The sequence below is a fragment of the Streptomyces qinglanensis genome (assembly GCF_900111245.1).
GTDB classification, from domain to species: Bacteria; Actinomycetota; Actinomycetes; order Streptomycetales; family Streptomycetaceae; genus Streptomyces; species Streptomyces qinglanensis.
This window is the reverse complement of record NZ_FOGO01000008.1, coordinates 31,592-57,669: the sequence shown is the minus strand read 5'-3', so window position 1 is coordinate 57,669 and position 26,078 is coordinate 31,592. Positions and strand designations below refer to the sequence as shown.

The window sequence follows — 26,078 nt, the reverse complement described above, 5'->3', positions numbered from 1 at the left end:
ACGGGGACTCTAGTGACCCGGGCGACTGGTGTGCCAGACGGCGAGGACGACCAGGACGCACCCGGCGAACTGGGTCGCGGTGGGTCGTTCCCCGAGGAAGGCGACACCGAGGACGAGGGCCAGCACCGGTTGCAGCAGCAGCAGCGCGGCGCTGGTCACCGGAGCCAGCCGGGCCAGCGCGGGTCCCATCAGCACGAGCGCCAGCACCTGCCCGAACAGCGACATCACCGTCAGCCAGCCCAGCGGACCCCAGCCGGGCGCCGGGTCGATCCCCGTCCACACCGCTCCCAGCACCCCGGAGGTGACACCGGCGGCCAGCGTGGAGACGCACACCGGGTGGAGGGTGTGCGCCCCGCCGCCGCCCAGCCGGGTCAGGAACAGGTATCCGGCGAACGCCACTCCGGCGCCGGCCCCGTAGAACACCCCGGAGACCGGGCTGCTGCCGGGCTCGGGATGCCCGATGGCGCCGCTGGCCAGCGCGACGCCGAGCAGCAGCACGGGCAGCGTGCGCCAGTAGCGTGCGCCGGGACGGGTGCGGGTGACGGCGAGGGCCAGCAGCGGGAAGACGGCGATCTGGATGTTGAGCAGCACGGTGGCGATGGACGAGCCCACGTCGTGGATGCTCTGCGCCCAGAAGACGAAGTCGACGCCCAGCAGTGCGCCCGCCACCAGGTCGAACCGCTGGGCGCGGACCGGTCGGGGGCCCAGCCGCCGCCGTTCCAGCAGGGCGAGGGGCACCAGCGCGACCAGGGCCAGTCCACAGCGCAGGAATGCGGCGGTGCCCGCGTTGACCCCGGACAGCTTCACGAACATCGCGGAGGCCGAGATGCACGCCGACGCCGCCACCGCCAGCGGCACCGGTGCGGCGTCGGCCAGTCGGCCGCGCGGTGCGGTCTGCTGCGTCCTCTCTCCGGTCCCGGTCATGGCCGTCACTCTGCCTGCCGCGACTGCCAAGGAAAAGCGACGATTCGTTGGCAGTATTGGTGAGCGCTGCTGATGAATCCCGCCCGCTCCCCTCTCCGTGCGCCCGTCTGTCAGCCCGTGCGCCCGCCTGTTCGCCCTGACCGCCCCGCCCCGATGAGGTTCCCCCAGCCCCGCCCCGATGAGGTTCCCCCATGTTCAGCTCCGACCGGCTCCGCGCACTCGACGCCGTCGCCGTGCACGGCTCGCTGGCACGCGCCGCGACCGCCCTGCACATCACCCCCTCCGGCGTCTCCCAGCAACTGGCCAAGCTGGAGCGCGAGGCGGGCCACACCCTGCTGGAGCCGCAGGGCCGCGGCGTCCGGCTCACCCACGCGGGCCGGGTGCTGGCCGATCACGCGGCCCGCGTCGTCGCCCAGCTCTCCGCCGCGGAGAGCGATCTGGCCGACCTGGGGGACGAGATCCTCGGCCCCCTCCGGCTCGGCGGCGTCGGCAGTTGTCTGCGCGCCCTGCTGCCGGGCGTGCTGGCCGCGCTCACCGAGGCGCACCCCCGGCTGCGGCCCACAGTGGTCGACGGCGAGGCCGTCGACATGGTGCCGCTGCTGCTCGCCGGTGAACTGGACCTGCTGCTGATCGAGAGCTGGCACAGCCGCCCCATGCCGCTGCCCGAGGGCGTGCGGGTCAAGCCGCTCGCCGTGGAGGAGGTCCAGGTGGCGCTCCCGGCGCGGCATCCGCTCGCGGACCGGGAGGTGGTCGACCTGGCCGAGCTGGACGGCGTCGACTGGTCGAGCTGCCCGGTCGGCACCGAGCCCTACGAGGCACTGGTCCAGGCGCTGCGGGCACGCGGTGTCGAACCCCGGGTGCGCTACGCGGTCGGCGAGTACGCCACCCAGCTCGCCTTCGTGGCCCGCGGGCTGACCGCGGCGCTGGTGCCCGGCATGGGGCGGTGGCCCTGCCCGCCCGGGGTGCGGTTCGTGTCCGTCGAACCGGCGCTCCACCGCGAGGTGCGGGCGGCCTGGCGGGCGGGCGGCGACAGTCCCTCGGTCCGCGCCTGCCTGGCGGCGCTCACCGCCGAGGAGTGGGACGGGGAGGTGGCCGGCGCTGTCCCGGACTGAGCCGCACGCCGCGGCTTGTCCGCGGTCGGCGCGGTGCCCCGCGGGTCACGGTGTTCTGCTCCTCGGGCCACGGTGCTCGCCCCGCGGGTCACGGTCCTGTGCTCCGCGGGTCACGGCTTGCGGAGCAGCAGTTCGGTGTTGCGGTCGCCCTCGGCCCCCGCCAGCCCGTGGCGGGCTCCGGGTGCGTTGAAGGCGAGTTCCCGGTAGAGGGAGGCCAGCCCGGTCTGCGACAGGTCGGTGAAGTCCGTACGGTGCGGGGCCGCCGATTCGATCAGGGTGGTGAACAGCGAGAGTGTGCCGTCCCGGTTGTCCACCAGCTCCAGGGTGCGCGCCAGTTGCGGGAAGTCGGTGTGGGAGGCCGTACTGACCTCCCAGAAGGTGCCGTGCGGGGTGATCCGGTTGCGGTGGCTGTGTCCGTTGATCCAGGCCAGCGCCTGCGGGGTGTCCCGCAGCAGGGCCAGCAGTTCCGTGCCGCCCTCCGGCGTCGTGGTGCTGGTGTGGTGGCTGAAGACGAGCGCGTACATGTCGCGGTGCGCCGCCAGTTGCCGTCGCAGCCAGCTCAGCTGCGTCGGGCCGACCCGGCCCGTGTAGTGCCCGTCCCGGCGGGTGGTGTCCAGGCTGTAGCCCATCACGTCCGGGGCTATCCGGAAGGCGTAGTACAGGGAGCCTTCTTCCGCGTTCTCCTCGGTGTATCCGTGCCCGGCCGGGCCGGGACCCAGCGCCTGCGGCCGGGCGAGGGCCCGGACGTAGTCCCGCGGGGTGACCGGGGCACGCGCGGGGTCCGGGGTGACCTTGCGCATGCGGCGCCGTTCGGCGCGCAGCATCTCCGTGAACAGCCGGCCCCCGGGGTCGCGGCCGCGTTCCACGGCGCGCCACAGCCGCGCGCCCTGCTCCTCGGGCAGCCGCATCAGCTTCCGGTCGCCGGTGGCGAAGTCGGCGAAGAAGCCGCGTGCGTCGGCGGCGGCGAAGCAGCCGCCCGGCAGCGCGTCGTGATTGCCGACCGTGGCGTACCAGGGCAGCGTCAGGCCGGGGCTGGCCACCTGCCGCCCGGCGGCGCGCAGGAAGCCCCGCATCCGCGGGAAGCCGACGGCCTTGTCGCGGTCGCGCATGTCCGAGTCCGGCTGCCAGAAGTCCGGCAGCCCGCAGTCCTGCACCCCCTCGTGGATCCGCGGGTCGCCGGTGTCGGGCGTGATCCGGCCGCCGCTCAGCACGGTCGTGAACCACTCCAGTTCGGCACGCGAGTTGTTGTCGGTGTTGTCGCCCGTGGTCACCACGCAGGAGAGGGCGGCACCGGTGGCCGGGCCGCCGGCCAGCGCGTTGACCCGCTCGACGAGCGAGACGGCACCGGCCACCGACAGCGACTCCTGCGGCCGCCAGGCGCTCGCGGTCTGCGCGCGCAGGTACTCGTAGCGCAGCGGGTGCTGCACGTCCACCAGATGCAGGTCGGTGAACTGGACGAAGGACGCCAGCGGGACGGCCCGGGCGGCGCGCCGCGCACCGGCCCGCGCCAACTCGGAGCGGACGACCCGGGCCCAGCCGGGCCCGGTCACCAGGCGCCGGAACGGGCCGTCCCCGGAGGGCACCGCGACCCCGGTGAGGGTGGTGCCGGTGTGCGGCGCGTCCGCGGCGGCCCGGCGGGTGGGGACGCGGCGGCGCGCGGGTGTGCCTGAGGCGGGCGCGGCGGCGGGGGACGAACCGGTCGCGGGGCCCAGCGCGGCGGCGGCTCCCGCCGAACCGGCGAGCACCAGCACCCGGCGCCTCCCGGGGCCGCGCGCGGGCGGCGGCCGGCGGGGTGCGTCGTCGGGGCGTGCTCCGTCGGGGCCACCCGGCCCGGACCCGGCGGTGTCCGCGGGGGGACCGGTGGGCGGGGCGGCGGGAGAGGCGGGAGAGCCGGGGGCGGCGGGAGAGGCGGGAGAGGTGGGGGAGTCGGGGGAGTCGGCGGGCGCGGTGCGGCTGCGAGAGGACATGCGGTCTCCCGGTGCGGAGGTTCGGCAGGGGCGGGGAAGCCCCTCCTCCGGTGCATTGGCAGCCCGGATGACCCCCGTTTGAACAGCGCGGGAACGCCCGCCGCCGGGTGTCGCAACCGCGTGCAAGTATGGCTCCAGCACGACTGCGACGAGATCCGCGAGAGTGGGGAGACCAAACAAGTGCCTGGCACGAATCTGACGCGCGAGGAGGCCCAGGAGCGGGCCCGGCTGCTCACCGTGGACTCCTACGAGATCGACCTGGATCTGAGCGGAGCGCAGGAGGGCGGCACCTTCCGCTCGGTGACGACGGTCCGCTTCGAGACGGCCGCTGCGGGGGACACCTTCGCCGATCTGATCGCGCCCAGCGTGCACGAGGTCACCCTCAACGGCGAGGCCCTCGACCCGGCGGCCGTCTTCGCCGACTCGCGCATCGCCCTGCGCGGACTGCCCCAGGGGCCGCAGGAGCTCCGGGTCGTCGCCGACTGCGCCTACACCAACACCGGCGAGGGCCTGCACCGCTTCGTGGACCCGGTCGACGGCCAGGCGTACCTCTACACCCAGTTCGAGGTGCCGGACGCGCGCCGGGTCTTCACCACCTTCGAGCAGCCGGACCTCAAGGCCACCTTCCAGTTCACCGTCCGCGCCCCCGAGGGCTGGACGGTGATCTCCAACTCGCCCACCCCCGAGCCGCGGGACAACGTCTGGAGCTTCGCGCCCACCCCGCGGATCTCCACCTACATCACGGCACTGATCACCGGCCCGTACCACTCGGTGCACAGCAGCTGGGAGGGGAAGGGCGCGGACGGCCGCAGCGTGCCGCTGGGCATCTACTGCCGCCCCTCGCTGGCCGAGTACCTGGACGCCGACGCGATCTTCGAGGTCACCCGGCAGGGCTTCGACTGGTTCCAGGAGAAGTTCGACTACCCCTACCCGTTCGAGAAGTACGACCAGCTCTTCGTGCCCGAGTTCAACGCGGGCGCCATGGAGAACGCCGGTGCCGTCACCATCCGGGACCAGTACGTCTTCCGCTCCAAGGTCACCGACGCCGCCTACGAGGGCCGCGCCGAGACCATCCTGCACGAGCTGGCCCACATGTGGTTCGGCGACCTGGTCACCATGGAGTGGTGGAACGACCTGTGGCTGAACGAATCGTTCGCCACCTACACCTCCATCGCCTGCCAGGCGCACGCCCCCGGCAGCCGCTGGCCGGACGCCTGGACCAGCTTCGCCAACCAGATGAAGACCTGGGCCTACCGCCAGGACCAGCTCCCCTCCACCCACCCGATCATGGCCCCGATCCGGGACCTGGACGACGTCCTGGTCAACTTCGACGGCATCACCTACGCCAAGGGCGCCTCCGTCCTCAAGCAGCTCGTCGCCTATGTCGGGATGGAGGAGTTCTTCCGCGGCGTCCGCGCCTACTTCCAGCGCCACCAGTGGGGCAACACCCGGCTGAGCGATCTGCTCGGAGCCCTGGAGGAGACCTCCGGGCGCGATCTGAAGACCTGGTCCCGGGCCTGGCTGGAGACCGCCGGCATCAACATCCTGCGGCCCGAGCCGACCTGCGCGTCGGACGGCACCCTCACCGCGCTGGCCATCCGCCAGGAGGCCCCCGCGCTGCCCGCCGGTGCCGAGGGCGAGCCGACGCTGCGCCCGCACCGCCTCGGTGTCGGCTTCTACGACCTGGTGGACGGCAAGCTGGTCCGCACCGACAGCGTCGAACTCGACGTCGACGGCGAGCTGACCCAGGTGCCGCTGCCCCGCAGCCGCAAGCGCCCCGACGTGCTGCTGCTCAACGACGGCGACCACACCTACGCCAAGGTCCGGCTGGACGAGGAGTCGCTGGCCAACGTCACCCGCCACCTGGGCGACTTCTCCGACCCGCTGCCGCGCGCCCTGTGCTGGGCCTCCGCCTGGGACATGGCCCGCGACGCCGAGCTGTCCGCGAGCGCCTTCCTGGAGCTGGTGCTCTCCGGCATCGGCAAGGAGTCCGACATCGGCCTCGTGCAGTCCCTGCAGCGCCAGGTCAAGCTCGCCCTGGACCTGTACGCGGCGCCCGAGCACCGGGAGCCCGGGCTCACCCGCTGGGCCGAGGCCGCCGACGAGCAGCTCCGCGGTGCCGCTCCGGGCAGCGACCACCAGTTGGCCTGGGCCCGTGCGTTCGCCGCCGCGGCCCGCACCGACGCCCAGCTCGACCTGCTGGCCGGGCTGCTGGACGGCAGCCGCACCGTCGAGGGCCTGGTCGTCGACACGGAGCTGCGCTGGGCGTTCCTGGAGCGGCTGGCCGCCACCGGCCGGGCCGACGAGGCGGAGATCGCAGCCGAGCTGGAGCGCGACGCCACCTCGGCGGGGGAGCGGCACGCCGCCGCCGCACGCGCGGCGCGTCCCACCCCGGAGGCCAAGGCGGAGGCGTGGCGGGCCGTGGTGGAGGGCGACGAGCTGCCCAACGCGGTGCAGGAGGCCGTCATCTCCGGCTTCGTCCAGACCGACCAGCGCACCCTGCTGGAGCCCTGGACCGAGCGCTACTTCGCCGCCGTCAAGGACGTGTGGGAGCAGCGCAGCCACGAGATGGCCCAGCAGGTCGCCATCGGCCTCTACCCTGCGCTGCAGGTCTCGCAGGAGACCCTGGACGCCACCGACGCCTGGCTCGCCTCGGCGGAGCCGGGCGCTGCGCTGCGCCGCCTGGTGACCGAGTCCCGTTCCGGGGTCGAGCGGGCGCTGCGCGCCCAGGCCGCGGACGCGGCGGCGGGCGCCGCGGGCTGACGGCCCGGCGGCGCTCCCCGCTGCCGCCGCACGCGCATCGGCCCCCGGTGGTGACCGGGGGCCGACGTGCGGGGGGTGGATCAGGTGCGGGTGCGGATCACTTGAAGCCGACGTTCTCGAACGCGACGGACGCCACGCCGTTCGCCCACAGTTGCTCGACGCGCGCACGCTCGGCGGCGTTGGGCCGGTCGTTGGTGCAGGACGTGCCGGGGCCGCCGCCCGACATCAGCTCGCTGCAGGGCCCGGAGTAGTGGTCCGGCAGACCGAGCACGTGACCGGTCTCGTGCGCGACGACGCGGTCGGAGTCGTACCGCTGGTTCTGGGCGTAGTCCAGGAAGATGTATCCCCTGCCGTGCCCGTCGGTGTAGGCGTAGCTGCCGCGCGAGTCGTTGCCCTCGCGGTAGTCGAAGCTGGCGCCGCCGCCCTCGGCCAGCTTCACGTTCGAGACGGCCGAGTTCCACACCGCCGTGCTGTTGGCGATCTCGCTGCGGAAGGAGGGCGCGCGGCTGGTGCTGTAGTTGATGGTGACCCGCTGGATGCCCGGCTTCTCGGCCTGCTTCTTGAAGGCTTCCTTGACGATGAACTTGAAGAACTTCTCGTTGCGCTGCTCGTTCTCGCCGGTGAAGCCCTGAGTGGTGGGGGAGGCTGCCGTCGAGGACGCCGCGGGGGAGGCGGCTGCGTCGTCCGCTGCGGAGGCGGGCACGGCACCCAGGCCGAGTGCGACGGTCACGCCCAGGCCGAGCGCCGCCGAAAGAGTCGATCTGCGGTATTCCATGGGGGGTCTCTCCTCGGTTTCGGAGAAACCGGCGCCGCTCTGGGATGTTGGCGTGGGGGGCGCCGCCGGTCCCTCCGGACGGATTGCTGCTCCGGGAGAGTCTGTTCGAACGGACGGCGTTCCGGAATGATGCCAACTCCCGATAGGACCGGTGAATCCCCCTGCGCCGCACGGGCGTTCGCGCACCGTTCACCGGTCCGGCGCTCTCTGGTGGGACCCGCGACCCGCCGATATGCTCCGCGGTGTGGAGCTCGAAGTGAGGCATCTTCGCGCAGTGTGTGCGATCGCCGACACCGGCAGCGTGCACAAGGCCGCCCGTCAGCTCGGTATGACGCAGCCTTCGCTGACGACCCAGCTCAGGCGGATCGAACAGGCCGTCGGCGGACCGCTCTTCAACCGGGAGCGGACCGGCAGCAGGCCCACGCCGCTGGGCCGCACCGTCCTCACCCGCGCCCGGCCGATCGTCGCGCAGATGACGGAGCTGATCCGGGAGGCCAAGGACGCCGCCGGGCTCGGCCACGCGGACCCCGGGACGCGGCTGCGGCTCGCCAGCACCGGCAGCAGGGCCGTCCCGGGCTGGCTGCGCCGCCTGCACCGCCGGCTCCCGGACACCGACATCACCTTCCAGACCGATGTCTCGGCGAACACACTGCTGCAGATGGTCGCGGACAACCAGCTCGACGCCGCCTTCGTGCACGAGGTCGAGGGAGCCCCGCTGCGGGTCCCCGACGGCATCCGGCTGCGGGTCCTGGTGCGGCGCGAGCCCCAGTTCGTCGCCGTGCCCGCCACCCATCCGGCGGCGCGGGCCGGGCGGGCCGTGGCCGTCGCGGAGCTCGCCGGGGAGAAGTGGATGGTCGACCCGTCGGTCGACGGCGACTGGGACGGGCTGCGCAGGGTGTTCGCGGCGGCGCGGATCGATCCGCGGGTGGTGTACGGCGATTATCTGTCCGCGGGCGATCTGGTCGCCGCGGGGGAGGTCGTCACCCCGTGCCAGCCCACCTCGCAGCCGCGGCCGGGCATGTCCATCGTTCCGTTGGCGGGGGATCCGCTCGGGGTGCGGCTTTTGGTGGCGCTGCGGGCCGGACGGCGCGCGGGCATCGAGGGGGACGGCGTGGTCGAGGACCTCCGCGCCTCCTACGAGGAGGTGGCTCTGGGCAGCCCGGCCTACGCGCGCTGGCTGGCCGCCCGGCGCGATCCCGGACTCACCGTCGTGGCCTGAGGATTCCCGCCGGGCCGGTCCCGCCGCGGGCCGGCGTCGGGACCGGCCCGCGGAGCGGGACTACGCGGCGGCGTCGGCGCGTTGGGCGCGCAGCGCCCGGGCCAGGTCGTCCCGGGCCTCGGAGACCAGCCGCCGCAGCGCGGGCGCGGCGTCCGGATGCCCGGTCAGCCAGGCGTCGGCGGCGTCGAGCGTGGCCTGGTCGCCCTGTGCCGCGGGGAACAGGCCCCGCACGACGGCCATGCCGATCTCGATCGAGCGCGTGGCCCAGACCGTCTCCAGCATCTCGAAGTAGCGCGCGGTGTACGGCGCGGTCAGCTCGGTCTGGCCGGGCTGCGCGAAGCCGGAGATCGTCGCTTCGACCAGGGAGTTGGACAGTGTGTCCGACTCCACCACGGAGGCCCACGCCTGCGCCTTGACCGCGGCCGAGGGGCGCGCGGCCAGGCAGCGGACCTGGTGCCGCTTGCCGGAGGCGGTGTCGTCCCGCGCCAGTTCGGCGTCGACGGCCTGCTCGTCGGCCAGTCCGGCGGCGGTCAGGGCGCCCAGGACGGTCCAGCGCAGCTCCTGGTCCACCGCCAGTCCGTCGATCCGGGCGGTGCCGGCCAGCAGGCCCTGCAGCAGTCGCAGTTCCTCCTCGCGGGAGGCGACGGCGGCGAGGAAGCGGGCCCAGGCCAACTGGTGTCCGCTGCCCGGCTCGGCCTGCCGCAGCCGGGTGACCGCGCACTCCGACAGCAGCCGCCCGGCCTCGGGGCGCCGCTCGCGGGCCGTGTAGTGGTCCAGGGCCAGCTTCGCCTGGCCGTGCAGCATCTGCAGCACGCCGATCTCGGTCTCCTGCCCGGCGAACCGCAGCACGAGGTCGAGGAAGTCCCGCGCCGGCATCAGTCCGTCCCGGGTGAGGTTCCACACGGCGGACCAGCACAGCGCGCGGGCCAGCGAGTGTCCGGCGCCGGAGGGGCCGGGCGCGGGGTCGGTCAGCTCGCCGAGGTGTGCGCGCAGGGTCGCCAGGGACGCCTCGTCGAACCGGACCTTGCAGTAGGTCAGGTCGTCGTCGTTCACCAGCACCAGATCCGGCCGCTCCGCACCGGCCAGTTCGGCGACCGGGGTGCGCGGGCCCGCGACGTCGACCTCGGCGCGGGCGTAGCGCTCCAGGACGCCCCGCGCCGGGTCGCGCCGGTAGAGGCCCACCGCGACGCGGTGCGGGCGCAGCACGGGGTGCTCCGCGGAGGCGGCTTCCTGCAGCACGGCGAGCTCGGTGACCCGGCCGGCCGCGTCGTAGGTGAGCTGCGGCGTGAGGGTGTTGACCCCGGCGGTCTGCAGCCACGCCTTGGACCACTCGGCCATGTCCCGGCCCGAGGTCTCCTCCAGCACGGACAGCAGGTCCTCCAGGCGGGTGTTGCCCCACTGGTGCCGCTTGAAGTAACGCCGGGCGCCCTCCAGGAAGGCGTCCTTGCCGACGTAGGCGACGAGCTGCTTGAGGACGGAGGCGCCCTTGGCGTAGGTGATGCCGTCGAAGTTGAGCTTGGCGTCCTCCAGGTCCCGGATGTCGGCGGTGACCGGGTGGGTGGAGGGGAGCTGGTCGGCCCGGTAGGCCCAGGACTTGCGGCGGTTGGCGAAGGTGATCCAGCCGTCCCGGAAGCGGGTGGACTCCACCAGCGCGAAGGCGCCCATGAAGTCCGCGAAGGACTCCTTGAGCCACAGGTCGTCCCACCACTCCATGGTGACCAGGTCGCCGAACCACATGTGCGCCATCTCGTGCAGGATGACGTTGGCGCGGCCCTCGTAGGAGGCTTCGGTGACCCTGCCGCGGAAGACGAACTCCTCGCGGAAGGTCACGCAGCCCGGGTTCTCCATGGCGCCGATGTTGTACTCCGGCACGAACGCCTGGTCGTACTTGCCGAACGGGTACGGGTAGTCGAAGTGGTCGTGGAAGAAGTCCAGGCCCTGCTTGGTGACGGTGAAGATGTCCTGCGGGTCGAAGTAGCGGGCCAGCCCCTTGCGGCACAGGGCGCCCAGCGGGATCTCCAGCTCGCTGCCGTCCTCCAGGGTGCGCCGGTAGGTGTCGGCGACGTAGTGGTACGGGCCCGCGACGACGGCGGTGATGTACGTCGAGATGGACTCGGTGCGGGCGAACCGCCACAGGGCCGCGGCTCCGTCGTCCACCGGGCGCGGCTCGCCCTCCTGGGCGCCGTTGCTGAGCACCGTCCAGTCGGCGGGGGCGGTGACGGTGAAGTCGAAGGGCGCCTTGAGGTCGGGCTGTTCGAAGGTCGCGAAGACGCGGCGCGCGTCGGCCGGCTCGTACTGGGTGTAGAGGTAGACCTGCCCGTCCTCGGGGTCGAGGAAGTGGTGCAGGCCCTCGCCGGTGCGGCTGTAGGCGCACTGCGCGTCGATCGTCACCTCGTTCGCGGCCCGCAGCCCGGACAGTGTGACCCGGACGCCGTCGAAGACCTCCTCGACCCGGAGTGTCTCGCCGTTCAGGGTGACCGAGTGGACGTGCGGGGCCACCAGGTCCACGAAGGTGGTGGCGCCCTCCTCGGTGCAGGCGAACCGGATGGTGGTGGTCGAGCGGAAGGTGCGGGGCCCGGTGGCGGGCGGCGGTTCGATGGCGGAGCGCAGGTCCAGCGCCACGTCGTACCCGCTCACGGTCAGCAGCGCCGCGCGCTCCCGGGCCTCCGTGCGGGTCAGGTTCTCTCCGGGCACGCCGCGCTTCCTCTCCGATCGGTCGCGGCCCCGCCGCGTGGCACGGACCGCATGGTCGACAGCCTGTTCAGGATCGCATGCGGCGCCGGGCGGGCACACCCGGGAATGCCGTCGCCCGCCCGGTGCGTTGTCGGCGTCGGAGACCATCGTCACACCGGTCACACCGCGGCAGCGGCCGCGGTGCAGCAGACCGTCGTCGCCGAGGAGAGGCCCATGCCCGAGAAGACGCCCGCCGATTTCTGGTTCGACCCGCTGTGCCCCTGGGCGTGGATGACCTCCCGCTGGATGCTGGAGGTGGAGAAGCTGCGGCCGATCGAGGTCCGCTGGCACGTCATGAGCCTGTCGGTGCTCAACGAGAAGCGGCTGGAGGAGCTGCCGGAGAAGTACCGGGAGCTGATGGCCCGCGGCTGGGGTCCGGTGCGGGTGTGCGTGGCCGCCGAGCAGGAGCACGGCTCCGCGGTGCTGGGTCCGCTGTACACCGCCCTGGGCAACCGCGCCCACCCGGGCGGGCGGGAGCTGGACCGGGAGGTGATCCTGGAGTCGCTCGCCGAGGTCGGGCTGCCGGCCTCGCTGGCCGACGCCTCCGACTCGGACGCCTACGACGCGGCCCTGCGCACCTCGCACGAGGAGGGCATCGGGCTGGTGGGCCAGGAGGTCGGCACCCCGGTCATCGCCGTGCCGGGTGCGGACGGCGGGCGGATCGCCTTCTTCGGCCCGGTGGTCACCCCGGCGCCCAAGGGCGAGGCCGCGGCCCGGCTGTGGGACGGCACCCTGATGGTGGCCTCGACCCCCGGCTTCTTCGAGATCAAGCGCACCCGCGACGTGGGCCCGCTCTTCGACTGACGGGCCCGCGTGCCCGGCCCGCAGGGTCCGTCCGGTGTGCGGGGCCCGTTCGGCGCCGCCGGCGTCCGCCGGTGTGCCGGAGAGCGGCTCCCGCAGTACGCGGGGCCCCTGCGTGTCACGTCCACACAGGGGCCCCGCCATCCTCCGCCCCCGGGAAAGGTGAGAAGACGATCACGAGGGTGGAAGGCTTGCCGCAGGCGAGGGGTGTGCTCCTCGGCTACGGGGCGAGCAGCAGGCTGGTGGCGCGCTCCTTCGCCGCGGTGTACCGGGCGGCGACGTCCTGCCAGTTGACGACGCGCCACATGGCCTCGACGAAGTCCACCTTCTGGTTGCGGTACTGCAGGTAGAAGGCGTGCTCCCAGGCGTCGAACACGAGCAGCGGCACCGAGCCCTGGCCGACGTTGCCCTGGTGATCGTAGACCTGTTCGACGATGAGCCGCCCGGTGACCGGCTCGTAGGCCAGTACGCCCCAGCCCGAGCCCTGGGTGGTGGCCGCCGCCTTGGAGAGGTGGGCCTTGAACTTGGCGAAGCCGCCGAACGACTCGGCGATGGCGTCGGCCAGTTCGCCGGTGCCGTCCTTCTCCAGCGGCTCGCCGCCGCCGTCGCCGGTCATGTTCTGCCAGTAGATGCTGTGCAGGATGTGCCCGGACAGGTGGAAGGCGAGGTTCTTCTCCAGCCCGTTGACGGAACCCCACTGGTCCTTGTCCCGGGCCTCCGCGAGCTGCTCCAGGGTGTCGTTGGCCCCCTTCACGTACCCGGCGTGGTGCTTGTCGTGGTGCAGTTCGATGATCTCGCCGCTGATGACCGGCTCCAGCGCGGAGTAGTCGTACGGCAGCTCCGGCAAGGTGTAGGTCGTGATCGACATGCTCTCGCCCCTCACTCGCTATTGCATATTACTTGCAAAAAGAAGCTAGCAGCAACGGATGCCGAAAGAGCGGAGCGCCCCCCGCGCACGGGGGGCGCTCCGCTCTTTCGGATCGGCCGGAAGTCGTGGGTCCGGCCGCGCGCTGAGGAGCCGTCAGGACCTGCGGGCGGGTCAGCCGTCCGCAGGCGCCGGGGTCTGCGGACGGCGCCGCTGCCGGAGGTACCCGGCCGCGGCCAGCACCACCGTCAGACCCGCGGTGAACGCCAACTGGGTGCGGGTGTCGCCCTCGCGGAGCATCAGCAGCAGAATCGCGGCGATACCGGCGAGCGCCACGATGGTCAGCCCGGGGAACAGCCACATCCGCACCACCAGCTTCTCGGGTGCCTCACGCTCCAGCCGGCGCCGGGTGCGGAACTGCGAGACCGCGATGAACCCCCAGACCACCAGCGTCGCCGCACCGACCATGTTCAGCAGCCACTGGAAGACCGTCTTCTCCCAGAAGAAGTTCAGCAGCACCGCCACGAAGCCGAAGAGGGACGAGGCGACTACCGCGTAGCGCGGCACCCCCTGGGCGCTCACCCGGTTCAGGAACGCCGGGCCCTCGCCCCGTTCCACCAGCGAGTACGACATCCGCGAGGCGCCGTAGATGTTGGCGTTCATCGCCGACAGCAGCGCGATGAGCACCACCACGTTCATGATCTGCGCGGCGGCCGGGATGCCGAGGTGGTCCAGCACCGCCGCGTAGGGACCGGAGAGCACCGACTCGTCCTGCCACGGGATCAGCGTGACGATCACCAGCATCGAGCCGACGTAGAACAGCGCGATCCGCCACACCGCGGTGCGGACCGCCTTGGCGACACCCGAGACCGGCTTCTCCGACTCGGCTGCCGCGATCGTCACCGTCTCCAGACCGCCGAACGCGAACACCGAGGCGAGCAGCCCCACGATCAGCCCCTCGGTGCCGGTCGGGAAGAAGCCCCCGTCCCCGGTCAGGTTGCCGGCGCCCGGCGAGTCGGTGCCCGGCAGCAGGCCGGCTATCGCGAGCCCGCCCAGCACCAGGAAGGCGCTGATGGCCAGGACCTTCACCGCCGCGAACCAGAACTCGTACTCGCCGAAGTTGCGCACCTGGGCCAGGTTGGTGGCGCAGAAGACGAGCATGAAGAGCGCGACCCACATCCACTGCTCGGTCCCGGGCAGCCAGCCGGTCATGATCTTCGCGGCCGCGGTCGCCTCCGTGGCGATGGCCACGCACAGCAGCGTCCAGTAGATCCAGCCCGCGGTGAAACCCGCCCACGGTCCCAGGGCCCGCTCCGCGTGGACCGAGAAGGAGCCGGAGGCCGGGCGGGCCGCCGACATCTCGCCCAGCATCCGCATGACGAGCATCACCAGCGCGCCGGAGGCGGCGTACGCGAGGACGATCGCGGGGCCCGCGGCGGCGATGCCCGCGCCGGAGCCGACGAAGAGCCCCGCGCCGATGACGCCGCCCAGGGCGATCATCGAGAGGTGGCGCTGCTTGAGGCCGTGCGCGAGGGCACCGCCGGAGGGGCCGGTGCCCTCCGGCGGGCCGGAGCGCGCGGCGGGTTCGCCGGGAGGGTGTGGCGCGTCGGAGGTCTCGGTGCGCGTCATCAGTGGCCGTTCCTGGAGTGTGTGAGGGTGAGCGGGGGACGGGGCGCTGCGCGTGGTCCCGCAGCCATCGGGGAGACTGGCGTTTCCACAGTGTTCGGGAGCCTGCCCCGGCACGGCAATAATCGTGCAGTGCTTTCCGCAATGCGGACAGCCCCTTCGGCGGTGAACCGGGGCGAACCGGCCCTTCCGCGCCGCGCACTGTCAGCAAGCTCACGCCGCCGCGCACTGTCAGCAAGCTCACGCCCCGCTCACGCTCGGCGCACGAGCGGATTCGGCTAGCGTCGACGCGCACGAGGCCGACGTTCTGCGCGCCCGTGCCTGCTTCTACCAGCTCGCACCAGACGGAGATGCCAGATGAGTGCCCTCACTTCCGCAGCCACACCGCGTCCGGGAGCCGTGCTCGCGGATCTGCTGCCCGCCTCCAGCTCAGCGCGCGCCCGGGTCCGGGACGTCGCACTCGTCCTCGGCGGCGCCGCACTGACCGGCGCCGCCGCCCAGCTCGCGGTGCCGATCCCGGGCTCGCCCGTGCCGGTCACCGGCCAGACCTTCGCCGCGCTGCTGGTCGGCGCCGGACTGGGCGCCGGGCGCGGTTTCCTGGCCTTGGCGCTGTACGCGGTGGCGGGCATGGCCGGGGTGCCGTGGTTCGCGCAGGCGTCCGCGGGGGTCGGGATCCCCTCGCTCGGCTATGTGTTCGGCATGGTGCTGGCCTCGCTCGCCGTGGGCGCCCTCGCCCGCCGCGGCGGTGACCGCGGCGTGCTGCGCACGGCCGGGACCATGGCGGTCGGTACGGCGATCATCTACGCGCTCGGCGTCCCCTACCTGGCGCTGTCCACCGGTATGTCGGCCGGTGAGGCGCTCGCCGCCGGGCTGGTGCCCTTCCTGCTCGGCGACGCCGTCAAGGCCGCACTGGCGATGGGCGCGCTGCCCGCGGCCTGGAAGCTGGCGGGCCGCCAGGACTGACATCCGCGCCCGGCCGGATACGGGCCGGGACCTGCTGTGCCCGAGGGGGCCCGGCGCCGTCGCGGCGCCGGGCCCCCTCGGCTTGCTCTGCGGCCCCGCCCGGGGCGGGGCCGCCTGCCGGGTAGCGCTCAGTGGCGGGTCGGCTGCGGGTCTGCCTCCCCGGCGGGCTCCGGCACCCGGCCGGTCGCGGCGCCGTCCGGCCCGCTGCCGTCCTCGCCGGAGGGCCCGCCGGTGCCGGGAGCGCCGGGCAGCGGTTCGCCCCGCTGCCGGACGATCCGGTCCTTGACCAGCGAGGCCGCCAGCACCACGGCGGCGACGGCGAGCGACAGGATCATCTGGATCCGGCCGTCCTCGTCGGTGAACATGTAGCCGATCACGAAGACGATCAGGCCGATGGTCGCCCAGGTCAGATACGGGTACAGCCACATCCGCACGGTCAGCTTCTCCGGTGCCTCCCGCTCGATCCGGCGCCGCATCCGCAGTTGCGAGGCGCAGATGACCAGCCAGACGAAGAGGGCGACGGCGCCGGAGGAGTTCAGCAGGAACTCGAAGACCGTGTCCTTGGCGATGTAGTTGAAGAAGACCGCGACGAACCCGAACGCCACCGAGGCCAGGATCGCGGTGGTGGGCACACCGCGGCCGTTGGTGCGGCCGAAGGAGGCCGGCGCGTCCTTGCGCTCACCCAGCGAGAAGGCCATCCGCGACGCGGTGTACAGGCCCGAGTTCAGGCAGGAGAGCACGGCGGTCAGCACCACGACGTCCATGACGGTGCCCGCGTACGGGATGTCCAGCGAGTTCAGCACGGCCACGTACGGGCCCTCGGAGGCGATCGCCTTCGAGTCCCAGGGCAGCAGCGAGACGATCACGAAGATCGAGCCGATGTAGAACAGCCCGATCCGCCAGATCACGCTGTTGACGGCCTTGCGTACGGCGTCGACCGGGTTCGGCGACTCGGCGGCGGCCAGGGTCACGATCTCGCTGCCCATGAACGAGAAGACCACCAGCAGCATGCCGGAGAGGATCGCTCCGGGCCCGTGGGGCAGGAATCCGCCGTGCCCGGTCAGGTTCTCCGTCCCCGCGAAGTGGTCGGCGGGCGGCAGGCCCGCGAAGGCGATCACGCCGATGACGATGAACGCGATGATCGCGACGACCTTGATCCCCGCGAACCAGAACTCGAACTCGCCGTAGGAGCCGACGGAGATCAGGTTGGTGCCGGTCAGTACCAGCATCACCAGCAGGGCCCAGCCCCACTGCGGTACCGCGGGCGCCCAGCCTTCCAGGATCTCGGCGGCCGCGGTCGCCTCGACGGCGAGCACGACGGACCAGAAGAACCAGTACAGCCAGCCGATGGTGAACCCGGCCCAGCGGCCCAGCGCACGGTCGGCGTAGGTGGAGAACGACCCGGAGGTCGGCTGGGCGGCGGCCATCTCGCCCAGCATCCGCATCACCAGGACGACGAGCAGCCCGGCGAGTGCGTAGGACAGCAGGATGCCGGGACCGGCGTCCGCGATACCGGCCTTGGAGCCGATGAAGAGTCCGGCGCCGATGACGCCGCCGATGGCGATCATGGACAGATGGCGGTTCTTGAGACCCGCCTGGAGGCCGTCGCCGTCCCCGGTACCGGGTGCGGACGGGCTCTGTGGCGGCTCCCCCGACGTGCGCGGGGTGTGCTGGGAACTCATGGGGCAGCCGGCTCCTAATGAGGGTGGTGTGCAAACGAGCGCTCACATGTAACGGCCCGTACCGCCCCCTATGGAAGAGGTGAATCACGATTGTTGCCTACGGAACATCGGAAAAACATCCCGTACGGCTGAGAAACACGTCCTGCTCCGCCGTCTGACCGGGCCTCGCGCCGCCTGACCGCGCCCTGGGCGGCCGGTCGCCCGGCGAAGATGGCACACTCTCCGTCATGCGCGTCTACCTCGGCTCCGATCACGCCGGTTTCGAACTGAAGAACCACCTCGTCGAGTGGCTCCGCACGGCCGGCCACGAGCCCGTCGACTGCGGCCCCCACATCTATGACGCCGAGGACGACTACCCGCCCTTCTGCCTGCGCGCCGCGCAGCGCACCGCCGCGGACGGCGAGGCGCTCGGCATCGTCATCGGCGGCTCCGGCAACGGCGAGCAGATGGCCGCCAACAAGGTCCCCGGCGCCCGCTGCGCCCTGGCCTGGAGCACCGAGACGGCCGCCCTGGCCCGCGAGCACAACGACGCCAACCTGGTCAGCGTGGGCGCCCGGATGCACACCACCGAGGAGGCCGTCTCCTTCGTGGAGACCTTCCTGAACACCCCCTTCTCCGAGGGCGAGCGGCACCGGCGCCGTATCGCGATGCTCGCCGACTTCGAGCGCAGCGGCGAGCTGCCGCCCGTGCCCGCGCACCACCCCCAGCCCTGAGCCGTGCCCGAGGGCCACACCATCCACCGGCTCGCCCGCGAGGTCGCGGACCGGTTCGCCGGACACCCGCTGGACGTCTCCAGCCCCCAGGGCAAGTTCGCCGACGGCGCCGCGCTGCTGGACGGCGCGGCGCCGTCGGCCACCGAGGCGCACGGCAAGCACCTGTTCCTGGGCTTCGGGCCGGTCGGCTGGGTCCACATCCACCTGGGCCTCTACGGCACCTTCCGGTTCGGCGAGGGCCCGCCCCCGGCACCCGTCGGGCAGGTCAGGCTGCGGCTGGTCACCCGCCCCGGCGAGCGCCCCGCGGGCCCGCTGCACTACGCCGACCTGCGCGGGCCCACCCGCTGCGAACTGCTGACCGAACCGGAGAAGCAGGCGGTCGGCGACCGGCTCGGCCCCGACCCGCTGCGCCCTGCCTCCGACCCGGCAGCCGCCTGGGCGCGGATCTCCCGCAGCCGCACCACCGTCGCCGCGCTGCTGATGGACCAGAAGATCGTCGCCGGGGTCGGCAACGTCTACCGCGCCGAGGTGCTCTTCCGGCACGGCATCGACCCCTACCGCGCCGGTCGGGACCTCACCCGCACCGCATGGGAAGCGCTCTGGGACGACCTCGTCGCGCTGATGACCGACGGCGTCCGCAAGAACCGCATCGACACCGTGCGCCACGAGCACACCCCCGAGGCCATGGGACGCCCGCCGCGCGTGGACGACCACGGCGGCGAGGTCTACGTCTACCGCCGGGCCGGACAGCCCTGCCTGGTGTGCGGCGGCCCGGTCGCCACCGCGGAACTCGCGGCCCGGAACCTCTTCTGGTGCCCCTCCTGCCAGCGCCGGTGACCGGTCAGAACCCGTGCGGCAGCCACGGCTGGACATCGCTGCCGAAGGCCGCGGAGGCTGCCGCGAGCGCGCCCGAGCCCGGCCGCTGCTCCCGCACCAGCCCGGCCCCGGCCAGCGCGGACAGCGAGGTCCCGCCCAGATACGCGCGCCCCAGCTCCCGCACGGACAGCGACAGGTCGGCCGCGTCCCGGGTCGGCTCGCACACCGCCCCCTTCACGTCGCCCGACAGCCGCCAGCGGCCCGTGTTCCAGGGGCAGAACGCGTCCTCGACCTCCAGCACCACCTCCACCGGGGCGGCGTAGCCGCGCGCTGCCAGCGCGGCGCCGACCTCCACCGGCCGCAGATACAGCGCGTCCCGGAACGCCGTCGCGCACCGGCGCGGATCGTCCACCAGGTGCAGCAAGGGGTCGTCCAGCGGCCGGTCGTCGGCGACCACGGTGGCCGTCAGGTCGATGCCCCACAAGAAGCGCCACAGCGCGGCGTGCCCGGCCGGATCCAGCGCCTCCAGCTCCCGCAGCCGCACCTCGCCCTCGGCGGCGCCGGTCTGCGTCCAGTGCAGCCGGACCGCGTAGCGCGCGTACCCCACCGGTTCGCCGTCCCGCAGCACCACCACGCAGCGCAGCGGCGAGGCCCCGTCGCGCTTGCGCTCCGGGTCGACCAGCGGCACCCGCTCCCACCCCGGGCGCCGCTCCAGCATTCCCGGACGGCGGGGCACCGCGCGGGCGTAGACGGACTCGCACTCCGCGAGCAGCGAAGCGGCCTCGTCCGACTGGCGCAGCCGCAGCCCCGCCGCCTCGTCCGCCGTCCCGGCGGGCAGCTCCAACGCGACCCGCGCGGTGTCGATCCGCGCCGAGAGCGAGCGCGCCGCCAGGCCGTAGCCGAACCGGCCGTAGATCCCCGCCTCGGACGCCGTCAGCACCGCCAGCGACTCCTCGCCGGCCTCCCGTACGTCGTCGAGCTGCCGCCGCATCATCGAGCGCAGCAGCCCCCGCCTGCGGTGGGTGGGCGCCACGCTCACCATCGTCACGCCGGCCGCCGGGACGACGGCGCCACCGGGCACCGCCATCCGGAACGACAGCAGTCCCGCCGTGGCCACCGGGCGCCCCTCGTCCCACACCCCGATCGAGCGCTCCGACTCGGTCAGCGCACGGTTCAGTTCCTGTTCCTCGGACGTCTCGTCCGCGGCGAACGCACTCTGCAGGGACGCGTACCAGGCGTCCCACTCGGACGGCTGGAGAACCTGCGGCTCATTTGTCATACCTTCATCACTAGCAGGCAGTTCGAACGCGAGCGAACGTATTTGCCCGCTGGCGCGCCGCCCCCCTGGGCGCGCGGACCCCGCGCACACCTCCCGGCCGCTGCCGGGAATCGACGGCTCGCCGACGGGGTGGCTAGGCTCCGTGAGCATGGCGGACCGCCGCGTGGGACTCTCAGCAGCCACGGCCCGGTTGCACCAGGCGCAGAAGACCTGGCACCGGGCCCGCACCACCCTGCGCAGGTCCGCTGTCGACTACTTCCGCGGCGGCGCCTCCGACTGGGTCGCACTGGTCGGCCTGCTGCTCACCGTCCCGGCCCTGGCCTGCGCCACCGTCCTCACCCCGCTGTGGTGCGCCCCCGAGGCGCTGGTGCTCCCGCTCATCGCGGGCGGCCTGCTGCTGCGGCCCGCCAGTCTGCTGGCGCTGTACGCGGCCGCCGCGGTCGCGCTCATGGTCGAGTCGCTGCTGCTGCCGCCCTGGGAGTCGGCCGACGGCGGGCGCGTGACGCCGGGCACCATCCTGGTGGTGGCGGCGGCCGGACTCTCCGCACTGCTCGTCGCGCAGTTCCGCAGCCGGGTGGGTGTGCCCTGGCGGCGCGGCGGCACCATGCTCTTCGACCTGCGCGAACGCATCCGGGTGCAGAGCAAGTTGCCCAAGCTGCCGGCCGGCTGGCACCACGAGATGGCCCTGCGCCCGGCGGGCGGGCAGTCCTTCTCCGGGGACTTCGTCGTCGCCGCGCGCACCGGTCCGGGGCGCCGGACCCTGGAACTGGTCCTCACCGACGTCTCCGGCAAGGGCATGGACGCCGCCTCCCGCGCCCTGCTGCTCTCCGGCGCCTTCGGCGGGCTGCTGGGCTCGCTTCCGCCGCACGCCTTCCTGCCCGCGGCCAACGGCTATCTGCTCCGCCAGTCCTGGGAGGAGGGCTTCGCCACCTCCGTCCATCTCGTCCTGGACCTGGACAGCGGCGACTACGAGTTGCTCTCGGCGGGGCACGTGCCGGCGATGCAGTTGAACGCCGGTTCGGGAAAATGGGAGGAGAAGGCCGCCGAGGGGCCGCTGCTGGGCGTGTACGACGGTGCGGAGTTCGACCCGGTCAAGGGGACGCTGCGGCGCGGGGACGTGCTGATGCTCTTCACCGACGGGCTGGTGGAGACCGCGGAGCGGGACCTCACCGAGGGCATGGACCGGCTCACCGGGGAGGCCGACCGCTATGTCGCCACGAGCTTCCACGGCGCGGCCTGGCATCTGATCGAGTCGGTGGCGCGCGACGTCAACGACGACCGGGCGCTGCTGCTGATCTGCCGCGACTGACGGCTCCCCGGTCCGCCGAAGGGGCCGACGCGGTCAACCGGCGTGGCGTCCGCTCACCCGCTGTCCGTATGTTCGACCTCCGTGCGGGGCTCCTCGCCCAGCAGCGGGCCCCCTCGCGCGGGTTGCGGGAGGGGGCCGGGGAACGTGCCTGGGCGGAGGGTTACTTCTTGCGGTGCGAGGCGGGCGTGGTGCCGGCCTCCCGCTTGCGGGCCATGGCCCCGGGGTCGCGCTTGAAGAACCAGTCCATCTTCGGCTCGATCACGAACTTGAACAGCCGGGTCACCCACGGGGTGCACAGCACCGTCATCATCACGGCGGCCAGCAGGGTGATGACGACCCGGCTGAGCGGGTGGTCGACCCAGGCCATCTCGTACCAGTCGAACTGCCGCGAGCTCTGGATGAAGAAGATGTGCAGCAGGTAGGCGTAGAGCGTGCCGGCGCCCAGCGCGGTGAACCACATCAGCCGCCGCGGCACCCAGGAGAGGAAGCAGGCCGTCATCACCAGGCCGCAGCCGAAGAGCGCCAGGTACATCACCGCACCCGCCCAGGACGGGACGCCCATGTCCTCGGCCGCCTTGTCGTGCAGGAACCATGCCTTGGACATCCGGGGGACCGCCCAGTAGGCGAACACCATCGCGCACAGCGTCACCGGTACCGCGAGGTAGCGCGCCTCCTTGCGCTTGACCAGCTTGAAGTGCTCGGGGCGCAACTGGAGGCCGAGGACGAAGAACGGCAGGAACTGCGCCACCCGCATGAGGTTCAGATCGCCGCTGATGCTCGGTGTCACGCTGGCCGCCGCTCCGATGGCCAGTGCCACCGGCATCGGCCAGCGCAGGCTCTTCCACAGCGGCGTCGTCAGCCGCCAGAGGAACAGCGCGCACAGGAACCACAGTGCGAACCCCGGCTCCTGGAAGTGGAACTCGCGGTCCGGGTCGTCGTTGGCCCAGCGCATGAAGAACGTGTAGCCGAACTGGATCGCCAGGTAGGGCACGACCACCCCGGTGACCAGCCGCTGGACCTGCTTCGGCTTGCCCTCGAAGCTCCTGGAGAGGTAGCCCGAGATGATGATGAACGCCGGCATGTGGAATGTGTAGAGGACGAAGTAGAGCGCCTCGGCCGTTCGGCTGTCGCTGCGCAGCGGGTCCCAGGCGTGCCCGATCCCGACCAGGACGATCGTCAGGTACTTCGCGTTGTCGAAGAACGGGTCCCGCTGCTTGGCTGCTGGCTTCTTCTGCGCCTGCGAGGGCTGCGACTTCGCAGCCTGCTCCGCGGACGCGGGTGGCGTCTCGGAGGGGGACTCCTGGCGGACGGGGGGGAGCGGCGCCCGCTCATAACCAGCGTGCAACATCTGCCGCACCATAGCGGGTCACCGTGTGAGCCGTAAATTCTCGCCCCGCGCCGCCTTCCCGCCTCACCGTGCGCTATTCGCCGACTTCCGGAACGGGGCTGACGGGGTGTGACGTGAATGTTCGATCTGCCGGACGATGTCCCGTCCAACCGGGGTGTATGAGGTCACTGTGACGCCGGAGACAAGGGGGACGGCGCTCTCGGTACGCACTGTGAGCGAGGACACAATTCGCAGATCACCTCGGAGAATTCCGGCCGCCGGAGGGATGCGGCACCGCGTGCCGGTCTTTCTGCACAAAGTGCACCTGCCGTGCGATGTGCCACGCGACGCATTCCCGGCATTCGTCAAGTCGTCGTGCGGTGATCACGTCGAATTGATGGGGGGAATGACGAGCCTCCCGCACCCTGCCGACTGCGTCACCTACGTCCCAAGTGTCCCATGCTGTCCCCCTGGTCGATGATCGGTATTTACCCGATGATGGGCCCGGTGGCGCTCCGGTCGGCTCCTCGCGCAAGGGAGTTGGTGGCACGATGGGTGCGCGCTGTGCGCGGGGGTACGGCCACAGTGGCGGCCCCCCGAGGCCGGGTGAGGCGTTCCGACCATGAGGGTGTGAGCAGTTGTGGCCATCTCGCTGTCCGTTGTCGTGCTGTTGGCGGTCATCCTGGTCGTGATGATCCGGAGCAAGTCCATCAAGCCGGGGCCCGCCATCGTCGCCGTGCTCTTCGGCTTCTTCCTCGCCTCCAGCGGCATGGCCCCGTCCATCAACCGGTTCCTGAACTCGGTCGCCGACACGATCAACCAGATCAGCTTCTAGCGGGGCCGCCGACCGGATCCGCTCCCGGCAGATGCGGCCTCCCCGCGGGGAGGCCCGCCCGCAAGCGGCCGCGTGTTCTTCCCGGCCCGCCTCCGCGCCACCCGCCGTACCCCGCCGCCACGCGTCGCCGGGCCGCGTCCGGGCGGCTCCCCCGGGGGCGGCCGGACGCGTGCGGTGCCCTCGCGCCCGCCCTCCCCGGGGATGCCCGCGCCCGGCCCCGGCATGCCCGCACCGCAGCCGGGCAGAGACGCTCTGCGACACGGGCCGACGCCACGACAGGGCGGCGGGCCGATGCCGCGACCGAGTGGCGGGGCGACACCGCGGGGGCCCGCGTGGGACGACGATGCCCTCGCGAGACGACGAAAGGCCCGGCCCCCTCGGGGGCCGGGCCTTTCGCACTCCTGAGCGGGCGACGGGAATCGAACCCGCGTAGCTGGTTTGGAAGACCAGGGCTCTACCATTGAGCTACGCCCGCGTGAGCCGGATCGGCGGACCGGATCGGCACGCACCGCATCCTACGACATGTACTCTACGTGTCGCACCGACGGGGTGTGGCGCAGCTTGGTAGCGCGTCCGCTTTGGGAGCGGAAGGTCGTCGGTTCGAATCCGGCCACCCCGACCACGTACTATGAAAGACGCGCGTGCCTGTGTCGTGTCTGCATGCATACGGGGCGCAGCCAAGAAGTCAGCAGAACCCCCAATGCCAGCCCCAAGGAGACCGACCGTGAAGAGCGCCGTGGAGACCTTGAACCCGACCCGGGTTCGGCTCACTGTCGAGGTGCCCTTCGAGGAGCTCAAGGACAGCCTCGACGCGGCGTACAGCAAGATCAACCAGCAGGTCACCGTGCCCGGGTTCCGCAAGGGCAAGATCCCTGCGCGCCTGATCGACCAGCGCTTCGGCCGCGGTGCCGTCCTCGAGGAGGCCGTCAACGACGCGCTTCCGAAGCTCTACCAGTCCGCCGTCGAGGAGGGCGAGCTCAACGTGCTCGGCCAGCCCGAGGTCGACATCACCGAGCTGAAGGACAACGAGCTGCTGGCCTTCACCGCCGAGGTGGACGTCCGCCCCGAGATCGAGATCCCGGACTACTCCGGCATCGAGGTCGAGGTCGAGGCGGCCGAGGTCTCCGACGCGGACGTCGACGAGGCCGTCGAGCAGCTCCGCGAGCGCTTCGCCTCGACCACCGCGGTCGAGCGGGCCGCCGCCGAGGGCGACGTCGTCAAGGTCGACCTCGAGGCCCGGATCGACGGCGAGGTGCTGGAGGACGGCGTCGCCCAGGGCGTCGACTACACCATCGGCTCCGGCGAGCTGCTCGACGGGATCGACGAGGCCGTCACCGGCCTGGAGGCGGGCGGCAGCGCCACCTTCACCTCCGAGCTGAAGGGCGGCTCCGGCGCGGGCCGCGAGGCCGAGGTCGCCGTCACCGTCCAGACCGTCTCCGCACGGGAACTGCCCGAGCTGGACGACGAGTTCGCCCAGCTCGCCAGCGAGTTCGACACGCTGGAGGAGCTGCGCGAGGACAGCCGCAAGCGGCTGGCCGACCAGAAGAAGCAGGAGCAGGCGACCCAGGCCCAGGAGAAGGTGCTCGACGCCCTCCTGGAGCTGATCGAGGTCCCGGTTCCGGAGAAGCTGCTGGCGGACGAGATCGAGAGCCGCAAGCACAACCTGGTCAACCACCAACTCGGCCAGCTCGGCCTGGACCTCGAGTCCTACCTGAAGATGCAGGACAAGAGCGAGGAAGAGTTCGACGCCGAGCTCAAGGAGCAGGCGGAGAAGGGCATCCGGACCCAGTTCGTGCTCGACGAGCTGGTCAGCAAGGAGAAGCTCAACGTCAGCCAGGAAGAGCTGACCGAGCACCTGATGCGCCGTGCCCAGTCCTCCGGCATGAGCCCCGACCAGTTCGCGCAGGCCGTCGTCGAGGGCGGCCAGGTGCCGGTCCTCGTCGGTGAGGTCGCCCGCGGCAAGGCACTGGCCACCGTGGTGGAGGCCGTGACCGTCAAGGACACCGCCGGCGAGGTCGTCGACCTGAGCGACGAGGACGCAGAGGAGGCCGAGGAAGGCGCCGAGGCCGAGCAGGCCCCGGCCGCCGAGGCCGCGGACGAGGCCGGCAAGACCGAGAGCTGATCCGGCTCGCCTGACCCGCGAACGGGGGGCGCCGGGGCGCGCGAGTGCACGCCCGGGCGCCCCCCGTTCGGCTGTCGGCCGCGGCGGACGCACCCGCCCGGGGCACCTGCGCTCACAGCGAAATGCGCTCGGCCCGGGATGGCGGCCGACGACCGGCGCGTTAGGGTCCCCAGTAGACGAAGACCCCAGTGGCGGCCAGCTCCGCGTGGCCGTCCGGACACGAGCAGGTGGACACGTGACGCTTCCG

Annotated in this window: 19 protein-coding genes and 2 tRNA genes; 11 read left to right on the top strand and 10 right to left on the bottom strand. The window is 72.4% G+C overall.

The window, feature by feature from the left end; all coding sequences use genetic code 11:
- Positions 1–9: 9 nt before the first annotated feature.
- Positions 10–924: a DMT family transporter gene (locus tag BMX65_RS18030; RefSeq protein WP_075001363.1), complete on the bottom strand. Its 915-nt coding sequence runs from the start codon at positions 922–924 to the stop codon at positions 10–12.
- A 191-nt stretch (positions 925–1,115) separates the two neighbouring features.
- Here BMX65_RS18030 and BMX65_RS18025 point away from each other — a divergent pair, with 191 nt between their 5' ends.
- A complete protein-coding gene (locus tag BMX65_RS18025) occupies positions 1,116–2,036 on the top strand; it encodes a LysR family transcriptional regulator (protein WP_075001362.1) in 921 nt (306 codons plus the stop codon).
- Between the two features lie 110 nt (positions 2,037–2,146).
- On the opposite strand, the gene BMX65_RS18020 is transcribed toward BMX65_RS18025, so the two are convergent.
- The gene (locus tag BMX65_RS18020; protein WP_239501819.1) at positions 2,147–4,003 is read right to left on the bottom strand and encodes a TIGR03767 family metallophosphoesterase; all 1,857 of its coding nucleotides are present in this window, start codon (positions 4,001–4,003) and stop codon (positions 2,147–2,149) included.
- A gap of 180 nt (positions 4,004–4,183) precedes the next feature.
- On the opposite strand from BMX65_RS18020, the gene pepN (BMX65_RS18015) reads away from it, so the two are divergent.
- Complete coding sequence (gene pepN, locus BMX65_RS18015) at positions 4,184–6,766, top strand: aminopeptidase N (protein WP_075001360.1); 2,583 nt, start codon at positions 4,184–4,186, stop codon at positions 6,764–6,766.
- 97 nt (positions 6,767–6,863) lie between these two features.
- Here the strand turns inward: pepN (BMX65_RS18015) and snpA are convergent, their stop codons facing one another.
- Positions 6,864–7,541, bottom strand: coding sequence for a snapalysin (gene snpA / locus BMX65_RS18010; protein ID WP_075001359.1), 678 nt, complete (start codon positions 7,539–7,541; stop codon positions 6,864–6,866).
- 232 nt (positions 7,542–7,773) lie between these two features.
- Between snpA and BMX65_RS18005 the strand changes: the two genes are divergently transcribed.
- Positions 7,774–8,760 (top strand): LysR family transcriptional regulator, encoded by a 987-nt coding sequence (locus tag BMX65_RS18005; RefSeq protein WP_075001358.1) that lies wholly within the window; start codon positions 7,774–7,776, stop codon positions 8,758–8,760.
- A 60-nt stretch (positions 8,761–8,820) separates the two neighbouring features.
- Here BMX65_RS18005 and pepN (BMX65_RS18000) read toward each other — a convergent pair whose 3' ends face one another.
- The gene (gene pepN, locus BMX65_RS18000) at positions 8,821–11,454 is read right to left on the bottom strand and encodes an aminopeptidase N (RefSeq protein ID WP_075001357.1); all 2,634 of its coding nucleotides are present in this window, start codon (positions 11,452–11,454) and stop codon (positions 8,821–8,823) included.
- 213 nt (positions 11,455–11,667) lie between these two features.
- Here pepN (BMX65_RS18000) and BMX65_RS17995 point away from each other — a divergent pair, with 213 nt between their 5' ends.
- Entirely contained in the window at positions 11,668–12,297 is a 630-nt protein-coding gene (locus BMX65_RS17995) for a mycothiol-dependent nitroreductase Rv2466c family protein (RefSeq protein ID WP_075001356.1), read from the top strand.
- A 217-nt stretch (positions 12,298–12,514) separates the two neighbouring features.
- Here the strand turns inward: BMX65_RS17995 and BMX65_RS17990 are convergent, their stop codons facing one another.
- Together BMX65_RS17990 and BMX65_RS17985 are read right to left on the bottom strand one after the other, a co-directional pair.
- The gene (locus BMX65_RS17990) at positions 12,515–13,156 is read right to left on the bottom strand and encodes a superoxide dismutase (protein WP_075001564.1); all 642 of its coding nucleotides are present in this window, start codon (positions 13,154–13,156) and stop codon (positions 12,515–12,517) included.
- 177 nt (positions 13,157–13,333) lie between these two features.
- Entirely contained in the window at positions 13,334–14,788 is a 1,455-nt protein-coding gene (locus BMX65_RS17985; protein ID WP_075001355.1) for an amino acid permease, read from the bottom strand.
- Positions 14,789–15,142: 354 nt separating this feature from the next.
- Here BMX65_RS17985 and BMX65_RS17980 point away from each other — a divergent pair, with 354 nt between their 5' ends.
- Positions 15,143–15,748: a biotin transporter BioY gene (locus tag BMX65_RS17980; RefSeq protein ID WP_075001354.1), complete on the top strand. Its 606-nt coding sequence runs from the start codon at positions 15,143–15,145 to the stop codon at positions 15,746–15,748.
- A 128-nt stretch (positions 15,749–15,876) separates the two neighbouring features.
- Here BMX65_RS17980 and BMX65_RS17975 read toward each other — a convergent pair whose 3' ends face one another.
- Positions 15,877–17,430 (bottom strand): amino acid permease, encoded by a 1,554-nt coding sequence (locus BMX65_RS17975; RefSeq protein WP_075001353.1) that lies wholly within the window; start codon positions 17,428–17,430, stop codon positions 15,877–15,879.
- Between the two features lie 227 nt (positions 17,431–17,657).
- Here BMX65_RS17975 and BMX65_RS17970 point away from each other — a divergent pair, with 227 nt between their 5' ends.
- Together BMX65_RS17970 and BMX65_RS17965 are read left to right on the top strand one after the other, a co-directional pair.
- Positions 17,658–18,143, top strand: coding sequence for a ribose-5-phosphate isomerase (locus BMX65_RS17970; RefSeq protein ID WP_075001352.1), 486 nt, complete (start codon positions 17,658–17,660; stop codon positions 18,141–18,143).
- Between the two features lie 3 nt (positions 18,144–18,146).
- Positions 18,147–18,980 (top strand): Fpg/Nei family DNA glycosylase, encoded by an 834-nt coding sequence (locus BMX65_RS17965; RefSeq protein WP_075001351.1) that lies wholly within the window; start codon positions 18,147–18,149, stop codon positions 18,978–18,980.
- A gap of 4 nt (positions 18,981–18,984) precedes the next feature.
- On the opposite strand, the gene BMX65_RS17960 is transcribed toward BMX65_RS17965, so the two are convergent.
- On the bottom strand, positions 18,985–20,238 hold the full coding sequence (locus tag BMX65_RS17960) for a GNAT family N-acetyltransferase (RefSeq protein ID WP_075001350.1): 1,254 nt from the start codon (positions 20,236–20,238) through the stop codon (positions 18,985–18,987).
- A 148-nt stretch (positions 20,239–20,386) separates the two neighbouring features.
- Here BMX65_RS17960 and BMX65_RS17955 point away from each other — a divergent pair, with 148 nt between their 5' ends.
- Entirely contained in the window at positions 20,387–21,547 is a 1,161-nt protein-coding gene (locus BMX65_RS17955; protein ID WP_075001563.1) for a PP2C family protein-serine/threonine phosphatase, read from the top strand.
- A gap of 160 nt (positions 21,548–21,707) precedes the next feature.
- Here BMX65_RS17955 and BMX65_RS17950 read toward each other — a convergent pair whose 3' ends face one another.
- Positions 21,708–22,907: an acyltransferase family protein gene (locus tag BMX65_RS17950; protein WP_075001349.1), complete on the bottom strand. Its 1,200-nt coding sequence runs from the start codon at positions 22,905–22,907 to the stop codon at positions 21,708–21,710.
- A 607-nt stretch (positions 22,908–23,514) separates the two neighbouring features.
- Here BMX65_RS17950 and BMX65_RS17945 point away from each other — a divergent pair.
- Positions 23,515–23,709 carry a hypothetical protein gene (locus BMX65_RS17945; RefSeq protein WP_075001348.1) on the top strand — a complete coding sequence of 65 codons (195 nt, stop codon included), beginning with the start codon at positions 23,515–23,517 and terminating at the stop codon, positions 23,707–23,709.
- Between the two features lie 404 nt (positions 23,710–24,113).
- Here BMX65_RS17945 and BMX65_RS17940 read toward each other — a convergent pair.
- A tRNA-Gly gene (locus BMX65_RS17940) sits at positions 24,114–24,184 on the bottom strand.
- A 70-nt stretch (positions 24,185–24,254) separates the two neighbouring features.
- Here BMX65_RS17940 and BMX65_RS17935 point away from each other — a divergent pair.
- Both BMX65_RS17935 and tig read left to right on the top strand, forming a co-directional pair.
- Positions 24,255–24,331: transfer RNA gene (locus BMX65_RS17935), tRNA-Pro, on the top strand.
- Positions 24,332–24,433: 102 nt separating this feature from the next.
- Positions 24,434–25,831 carry a trigger factor gene (tig, locus tag BMX65_RS17930; RefSeq protein ID WP_075001347.1) on the top strand — a complete coding sequence of 466 codons (1,398 nt, stop codon included), beginning with the start codon at positions 24,434–24,436 and terminating at the stop codon, positions 25,829–25,831.
- The last annotated feature ends 247 nt before the right edge of the window (positions 25,832–26,078 follow it).

Bases quoted from the DNA above. Each gene is read 5' to 3' on its own strand.
- BMX65_RS18030 (WP_075001363.1), bottom strand. From the start codon at position 924: ATGACCGGGACCGGAGAGAGGACGCAGCAGACCGCACCGCGCGGCCGA.
- BMX65_RS18025 (WP_075001362.1), top strand. From the start codon at position 1,116: ATGTTCAGCTCCGACCGGCTCCGCGCACTCGACGCCGTCGCCGTGCAC.
- BMX65_RS18020 (WP_239501819.1), bottom strand. From the start codon at position 4,003: ATGTCCTCTCGCAGCCGCACCGCGCCCGCCGACTCCCCCGACTCCCCC.
- snpA (WP_075001359.1), bottom strand. From the start codon at position 7,541: ATGGAATACCGCAGATCGACTCTTTCGGCGGCGCTCGGCCTGGGCGTG.
- BMX65_RS18005 (WP_075001358.1), top strand. From the start codon at position 7,774: ATGCTCCGCGGTGTGGAGCTCGAAGTGAGGCATCTTCGCGCAGTGTGT.
- BMX65_RS17995 (WP_075001356.1), top strand. From the start codon at position 11,668: ATGCCCGAGAAGACGCCCGCCGATTTCTGGTTCGACCCGCTGTGCCCC.
- BMX65_RS17985 (WP_075001355.1), bottom strand. From the start codon at position 14,788: ATGACGCGCACCGAGACCTCCGACGCGCCACACCCTCCCGGCGAACCC.
- BMX65_RS17980 (WP_075001354.1), top strand. From the start codon at position 15,143: ATGAGTGCCCTCACTTCCGCAGCCACACCGCGTCCGGGAGCCGTGCTC.
- BMX65_RS17975 (WP_075001353.1), bottom strand. From the start codon at position 17,430: ATGAGTTCCCAGCACACCCCGCGCACGTCGGGGGAGCCGCCACAGAGC.
- BMX65_RS17970 (WP_075001352.1), top strand. From the start codon at position 17,658: ATGCGCGTCTACCTCGGCTCCGATCACGCCGGTTTCGAACTGAAGAAC.
- BMX65_RS17960 (WP_075001350.1), bottom strand. From the start codon at position 20,238: ATGACAAATGAGCCGCAGGTTCTCCAGCCGTCCGAGTGGGACGCCTGG.
- BMX65_RS17955 (WP_075001563.1), top strand. From the start codon at position 20,387: ATGGCGGACCGCCGCGTGGGACTCTCAGCAGCCACGGCCCGGTTGCAC.
- BMX65_RS17950 (WP_075001349.1), bottom strand. From the start codon at position 22,907: ATGGTGCGGCAGATGTTGCACGCTGGTTATGAGCGGGCGCCGCTCCCC.